Here is a 6,357-nt window from a genome sequence, read left to right as displayed (position 1 = left end):
CTGACGCACCAGCGTCTTGCGATACGCCTCGGGCATCCAGTCCTGCGGCTCGATCTTGCCGTCGGCCTGCATCACCGCGTCGAAGCGGGTTTGGGCGGCAGAGGCTGCGGCTTCGTGGCTTTCGGCTGTGGACGTCGCGCTGGGGAGGTCGAGGGATTGCGTGTACATGTCGGCACTCGCTCAAAAAGAAGTCGCTGTCCGGCGATTATAAACCGACCGAACGGTCGGTAAATGCATTTTTGAGACGTATTCGGGTAACTCCGCATGCGAGAAGCGGACCCCGTCGCGCAAAGCGCGCGATCGTTAATCTAGTGCAGGAAGGAGGAGAAACGAAAAGAGCGGCAGGCGAAACATCGCCTGCCGCTCTTTATAAGGCGGGATCGGAAACTGTTTTAACGCGGCTGCTGCGCGGCGAAATCCTCAGCGTCGACGTCGTAGCCCGACGGTTCCCAGCGCACGGCGAACAGCGCGACGAGCCCCGCGAGCGGCGCGACGGCGATGATCCAGAACACCTTCGTGCCGAGCGCCGCCGACAAGACCGGGAACAGGAACAGCGAAACCGTCGAGCTGGCGCGCATCAGCGTCTGATTGAAGCCGACGCCGACGCCACGCAGCGAAGTCGGATAGCTCAGCGACGCAAACGTCATGCTGTGCGAGCCAGGCCCGACGCCCTGTCCGAGCAGGAACGCCGCGAGAAACGCGATCGCGACGACGACTTCGACGCCCGTCGACGGCTTCCCGACGATCGCGAGCCCGACGAGCGCCGCAAGCTGAAACGCGTAACCGACGACCGACAGCTTCCACGCGCCGAATTTCGGCACCGTGCGCACGGAAAACAGCCCGCCCGCGAACGCGAAACACAGATTGAGCGCGAGCGACGCGAGGATCGTAGTGAGCATCGATTGCGCGAGGAAACTCGAAATGATGACCGGCAAGCCGAACGCCACGGCGTTATAGGCGAACGACGACGCGATGGCGATGACCGTCGCCAGCACGGTCCGGCGCAGGTAGACGCCGCGCAGCAGCGCGCCGTAGTTGCTCCACGTCGCGCGACGCGCCTTCGGCGCAACGGTGGCGGTTTCGTCGACGCGGGCATCGATGCCGTACGAGCGCTTGAGGATCGCGGCCGCGCCTTTCAGATCGCCCTGATTCGCGGCCCGGACCGGCGATTCGCTCATGTATCGGCTGCGAATCGCGATGATCGCAATCGCCGGAACCGCGCCAAAGCCGAGGATCAGACGCCAGAGCCAGCCCGCGTTGTGTTCGGGCAAGACCGCGTACAAACCGAGCACCAGCAGATACGAGACGCTGATCGCCGCGTACCAGACCGGGCACCACATCGCGACGCGTGCCGCCTTGTTGCCGCGGCCCTGCAAGCGGGAAAATTCCGCGAGAAAGGCCATCGCGACGGGCAAATCGATGCCGACGCCCAGTCCCATCACGAAACGCGCACCGCCGAGCACCCAGGCGTTCGGCGCGAGCGCGCAGGCGATCGCCGCGACGACGAAGAAGAACATGTCCGCCATGAAGACGCGATAGCGGCCGACCTTGTCGGTGAGATATCCGCCGAGGAACGCGCCGATGATCGCCCCGAACGTGATCGCGGCGGCGACGAAGCCGGAGCCGGTCGGCGTCAGCGAGAATTCGCGGGCGATGTCCTTCATGCCGAACGCGAGCGCGCCCAGATCGTAGGCATCGAGAAAAATGCCGCCGAGCGCGATGGCGACGACCACGCGCGCGTCGCTGCCGATGGCGGCGCCGTGGTTGACGAGACTGGAAACATCGGCGGCGCTTTTGATGACCGGCCGTGAATCCTGGGTGGCGGACTGGGCGGCAGCGCGTTCGGGCGCGAGGGAAACGGACATGATCAGGCTATTTCAGTAAAAAGTTGTCGATGCAACGAATCGCCGGATCGTACTGGCCCGCGCGCAGGCGGCCAAATTCTTTTTTGTTATTTAATGACTTACGCGGCGCCGTCGATGCGTTCCCGCCGCGTAGACCGGCGATGCGACAATGTCGCTCCGTTTTGTTCTTTCTATTCAGGCATGTCGTCAGTTGAAAACATCGAATCGGTGAACGTCGCGGTCGTCGGCGGCGGGCCGGCCGGGCTCATGGCCGCGGAGGCGCTCGCGGCGGGCGGCGCGCGCGTCGGTGTGTTCGACGCGATGCCGTCCGTCGGACGTAAATTCCTGATGGCCGGCAAAGGGGGCATGAATCTCACGCATTCGGAGCCCGCCGACGCGTTCCTCGCGCGATACGGCGCGCGCAGCGGGGAGATCGCGCCGCTGCTCGCGCGCTTCGATGCAAGCGCGTTGCGGGATTGGGTTCACGGCCTGGGCGTCGAGACTTTCGTCGGCAGCTCGGGGCGCGTGTTTCCCACCGACATGAAAGCCGCGCCGATGCTGCGCGCATGGCTGCATCGGCTGCGCGCGTCGGGCGTCACGTTTCATATGCGGCATCGCTGGCTCGGCTGGGCCGACGAACGCGCGTCGATATCGCGGTTTGCGACGCCATCGGGCGAGAAACACGTTCGGCACGATGCGCTCGTGCTGGCGCTCGGCGGCGCAAGCTGGCCGCAACTCGGCTCCGATGGCACCGCGCTGCCGGTTCTCGCCGCGCGCGGCGTGGCCACGCGTCCTTTCGTGCCGTCGAATTGCGGCTTCGATGTGGGCTGGAGCGAGCATTTCAGCCGCCGGTTCGCGGGCGAGCCGCTCAAGTCGGTGGCGATCGGCGTGCCGCGCGCGGACGGCGCGCCCGACTGGCGCGTCGGCGAGTGCCTCATCACCGATCAGGGTATCGAGGGCAGTCTGATCTACGCGTTATCGGCGCCGATTCGCGACCGGATCGACGAAAGTCACGGCGCCGGCGCGACGATTCTGCTCGATCTGACGCCGCAGCTCTCCGCCGAACGCGTGCGCGAGGAAGTGCTGCATCCGCGTGGCGCGCGCTCGATGTCGAGTCATCTGCAAAGCCGGCTGCATCTCACGGGCGTGAAAGCGGGTTTGTTGCGCGAATGCGTGAGCAAGGACGAATTTGCCGATCCCATCACGCTCGCCGCGCGCATCAAGGCGTTGCCGCTGCGTGTGCTGCGCCCGCGGCCGATTGCGGAAGTCATCAGCAGCGCGGGCGGCGTCGAGTTCGAAGCCCTCGATGCGCGTTCGATGCTCGCCGCGCTTCCCGGCGTGTTCTGCGCGGGCGAAATGCTCGACTGGGAAGCGCCGACCGGCGGCTATCTGCTGACGGCGTGTTTCGCGAGCGGGCTCGTCGCGGGCGAGGGCGCGCTCGCGTGGCTTGCCGAGCGCGCCTGATCCAATTTACGCGACGACCAGCCGCCACAGCGACGTGACTTCCGCCGAGCGCGCGGCGTGCAGCGGATCGGACTTGTCGATCGCCTTCGAATGACGCGGCTTGATGTCGATACGTCCATCGACCTTCAGTCCGGCCTTGTCGATCCATTCCTGCAACTGCGCGCGCGTGCGCAGGCCGAGATGCTCCGCGAAGTCCGACAGGATAAGCCAGCCTTCGCCGCCCGGTGTCAGGTGCGCGGCGAGGCCGTCGAGAAAGCCGCGCAGCATGCGGCTCTCCGGGTCGTAGATCGCGTGCTCGATCGTGGCGCTCGGACGCGCCGGAAGCCACGGCGGATTGCAGACGACGAGCGGCGCGCGGCCCTCGGGAAACATGTCGGCTTCCACGACCTTCACCTGACGAGCGAGGCCGAGTCCATCGACGTTTTCCCGCGCACAGGCGAGCGCGCGGGCGTCGACGTCGGTTGCGACGATCCGCTCGACGCCGCGCCGCGCGAGCACGGCCGCGAGCACGCCGGTTCCCGTGCCGATATCGAACGCGAGTTCCTTCGACGGCAGCGGCTGATTCGCGACCAGATCGACGTACTCGCCGCGAACGGGCGAGAACACGCCGTAATAGGGATGGATCCGCCCGCCGGCCGCGTGGATGTCGACGCCTTTCTTGCGCCACTCGTGCGCGCCGATCAGACCAAGCACCTCGCGCAAGGACACCACCGATGCTTCATCCGACGGCGGCCCGTATGCTTCCTCGCATGCCTGGCGCACGTCCGGCGCGCGTCGCAACGGGATGGCGTAGTGCTCGTCGAGCGGCAGCACGAGCATTGCGAGGGTGCGGGCGCGCTGCGATTGCGCGAGCCGATGGAGATTGAACGCATCGATCGGCGATGTTTCCGTCGCGGGCTTCTTCGCCTTGCGCGGTTTGTTGTCGATACGGCGGGCCATCGCCTGCAGCAACTGGCGAGCGTTCTGGAAATCGCCGCGCCAGAGAATCGCGGTGCCTTCGCAGGCGAGCCGGTACGCGTGATCGGCCGTCATCTGATCGTGTCCGATGACGACGCGCTTCGCGGGCGGATTGCCGCTCTCCGATCGCCAGCGGGCTGAGCGGCTTTCGCCGTCTTCATCCCAGACGAGTTGCTGCGGTGCTGAATTTTTCGATTGCATATCTATATTGATGCCCGCTGCGTAAGTCATCGCGCCGGCGAAAAAAGAACTGGCAGCATTGTGAGGCCATTTCACGGGCGTCGCTGCTGCTTGTGCGCGTCGCCGGCGATGTGCGGCGCGAGCTTGATGACACTTCAGGCACAATCGAGCCTTTTCCGAACGCCATCGCCGAATGAAACTCCGAGTTCTCGCCGTGATTTGCGCGGCCGCGTGCGCCGTCCAGCTCAATTTCGCGCCAATGGCGTTCGCCGCCGACGCTGCGGAAACGCCCGCCAACGAGCGATGGGTCAGCGCGTGGGGCACTGCGCTGCAGTCGATTCCGCAACTGGCGAACCTGCCGCCGCTCTATCGCGCGCCGGACGTCGCGGGGCGCACCGTCCGTCAGCTGATTTATCCGCAACTCGACGGCAAGCGGATGCGTCTGCGGATCAGCAATCTTTATGGGACCGAACCGCTCGTCGTCGAGTCCATGAGCGTCGCACGGGCGGTCGGCGGTAGCAGTGCAGCGATCCAGGCCGGCAGCGCACGGTCCGTGTCTTTCGGCGGACACAAGAGCGTGACGGTCGCGCCGGGCGCGCAAGCAACAAGCGACGCGGTCGACTTCGACGTCGCCGCGTTTCAGCCGGTCGCCGTCAGCATGTTCATGGGGAAGGATCAAAAGCTCGTCGCGTGGCACCGCGTGTCGAGCCAGGTGAACTACATTTCGACGCCGGGCGACCGCACCGGAGATGGATCGGCAGCCGCGTACCGCACGCGCTTCACGCAATATGCGTGGCTCAGCAACGTCGCGGTGGAAAGCGCGTCGGCGCACGCGATCGTGGCGATCGGCGATTCGATCACCGACGGCATGCGTTCCTCGCTCAATGCGAACCGGCGCTGGCCGGATGCGCTCGCGAAAGAAGTCGCCCGGAAAAGTGGCGGGCAAACCGCGGTCTTGAATGCGGGCATCAGCGGGAATCGTCTGCTCAGCAACTCGCCCTGTTACGGTGAGGCCGTCGTGAGCCGCTTCGAGCGGGACGCGCTGCGTCAACCGGGCGTGCGGGCGGTGATCGTGCTGATCGGCATCAACGATATCAACTTCATGGCGATGCCCGCGCACGCCGGGCTCGATTGCGACGCGCCGCACACGGAAGTCAACGCCGATGCGCTGGTGCGCGGATATCAGCGACTGATTGCGCAGGCGCATCAGCGCGGCGTGAAGATCTACGGTGCGACGCTCACGCCCGCTTCGCTGCCGCCGGAAAGAGAGTCGATCCGAACGGCGGTCAACGAATCGATTCGCGCGAGCCGGGCGTTCGACGGTGTCATCGACTTCGATCAGGCGCTGCGCGATCCGGCGCGCCCGAGCGTGCTCCAGCGCCGGTATGACAGTGGCGATCATATCCATCCGAGCGACGCGGGATACGCGGCGATGGCCGCGGCAGTGCCGATGGAGTTTGTCATCGGAGCGGCGAAGGCGGCACACTGAAGCAGACGCGAAAAAAATTGCGTTCGTCACCTTGTCATTCGTGTGTGCTTGACCTAATATTCAGCCCCTCGTCGCAAGACGAGAGCCGCCGAGCGAAACGGGCGGTCTCAGAAGTCACCGGATTTGGAAGCGAAAGCGAAAAATAGTGTTGACAAAGAGAAAAAGATTCTTCATAATCTCGTTTCTCTGCTGCTGATGCAGCGACGCAAGACGGAAGTTGAAGTAGGGCTTGTCTTGCGATGTGCTCTTTAAAAACTAACAGCCGATAAGTGTGGGCGCTTGATGGCGAGTGCGGCTGGTTCTTCGGAATCGGCGATAGCAAAAGTATCAAGAGTCTCACACGAAGTATCAGAGGAAGGTTTGTTCATCTTTGGATGGAATAAATCATCGTCAGTACGTTGAGTGAGCGACCTATTCGGAAGA

General features: G+C 64.7%; 4 protein-coding genes and 1 pseudogene. 2 read left to right on the top strand and 3 right to left on the bottom strand.

Annotation, left to right across the window (positions count from 1 at the left end; all coding sequences use genetic code 11):
- Together QCE49_RS12255 and QCE49_RS12250 are read right to left on the bottom strand one after the other, a co-directional pair.
- Nucleotides 1–168: pseudogene (locus QCE49_RS12255) on the bottom strand (1,2-phenylacetyl-CoA epoxidase subunit A); the annotation flags it as partial.
- Nucleotides 169–392: 224 nt separating this feature from the next.
- Nucleotides 393–1,865 (bottom strand): MFS transporter, encoded by a 1,473-nt coding sequence (locus tag QCE49_RS12250; RefSeq protein WP_250460732.1) that lies wholly within the window; start codon nt 1,863–1,865, stop codon nt 393–395.
- 180 nt (nt 1,866–2,045) lie between these two features.
- Between QCE49_RS12250 and QCE49_RS12245 the strand changes: the two genes are divergently transcribed.
- Nucleotides 2,046–3,308, top strand: a complete 1,263-nt coding sequence (locus QCE49_RS12245; RefSeq protein WP_250460734.1) for a TIGR03862 family flavoprotein — start codon at nt 2,046–2,048, stop codon at nt 3,306–3,308.
- Between the two features lie 6 nt (nt 3,309–3,314).
- Here QCE49_RS12245 and QCE49_RS12240 read toward each other — a convergent pair whose 3' ends face one another.
- Nucleotides 3,315–4,466, bottom strand: a complete 1,152-nt coding sequence (locus QCE49_RS12240) for a class I SAM-dependent methyltransferase (RefSeq protein WP_250460736.1) — start codon at nt 4,464–4,466, stop codon at nt 3,315–3,317.
- Between the two features lie 172 nt (nt 4,467–4,638).
- On the opposite strand from QCE49_RS12240, the gene QCE49_RS12235 reads away from it, so the two are divergent.
- Nucleotides 4,639–5,934, top strand: coding sequence for an SGNH/GDSL hydrolase family protein (locus tag QCE49_RS12235; protein ID WP_250460737.1), 1,296 nt, complete (start codon nt 4,639–4,641; stop codon nt 5,932–5,934).
- The last annotated feature ends 423 nt before the right edge of the window (nt 5,935–6,357 follow it).

It is taken from the genome of Caballeronia sp. LZ008 (assembly GCF_031451435.1).
Taxonomy (GTDB): domain Bacteria; phylum Pseudomonadota; class Gammaproteobacteria; order Burkholderiales; family Burkholderiaceae; genus Caballeronia; species Caballeronia zhejiangensis.
The sequence above is the reverse complement of the archived record's forward strand: the minus strand, read 5'-3'. Positions and strand labels throughout refer to the sequence as shown.

Bases quoted from the DNA above. Each gene is read 5' to 3' on its own strand.
- QCE49_RS12250 (WP_250460732.1), bottom strand. From the start codon at position 1,865: ATGTCCGTTTCCCTCGCGCCCGAACGCGCTGCCGCCCAGTCCGCCACC.
- QCE49_RS12245 (WP_250460734.1), top strand. From the start codon at position 2,046: ATGTCGTCAGTTGAAAACATCGAATCGGTGAACGTCGCGGTCGTCGGC.
- QCE49_RS12240 (WP_250460736.1), bottom strand. From the start codon at position 4,466: ATGCAATCGAAAAATTCAGCACCGCAGCAACTCGTCTGGGATGAAGAC.
- QCE49_RS12235 (WP_250460737.1), top strand. From the start codon at position 4,639: ATGAAACTCCGAGTTCTCGCCGTGATTTGCGCGGCCGCGTGCGCCGTC.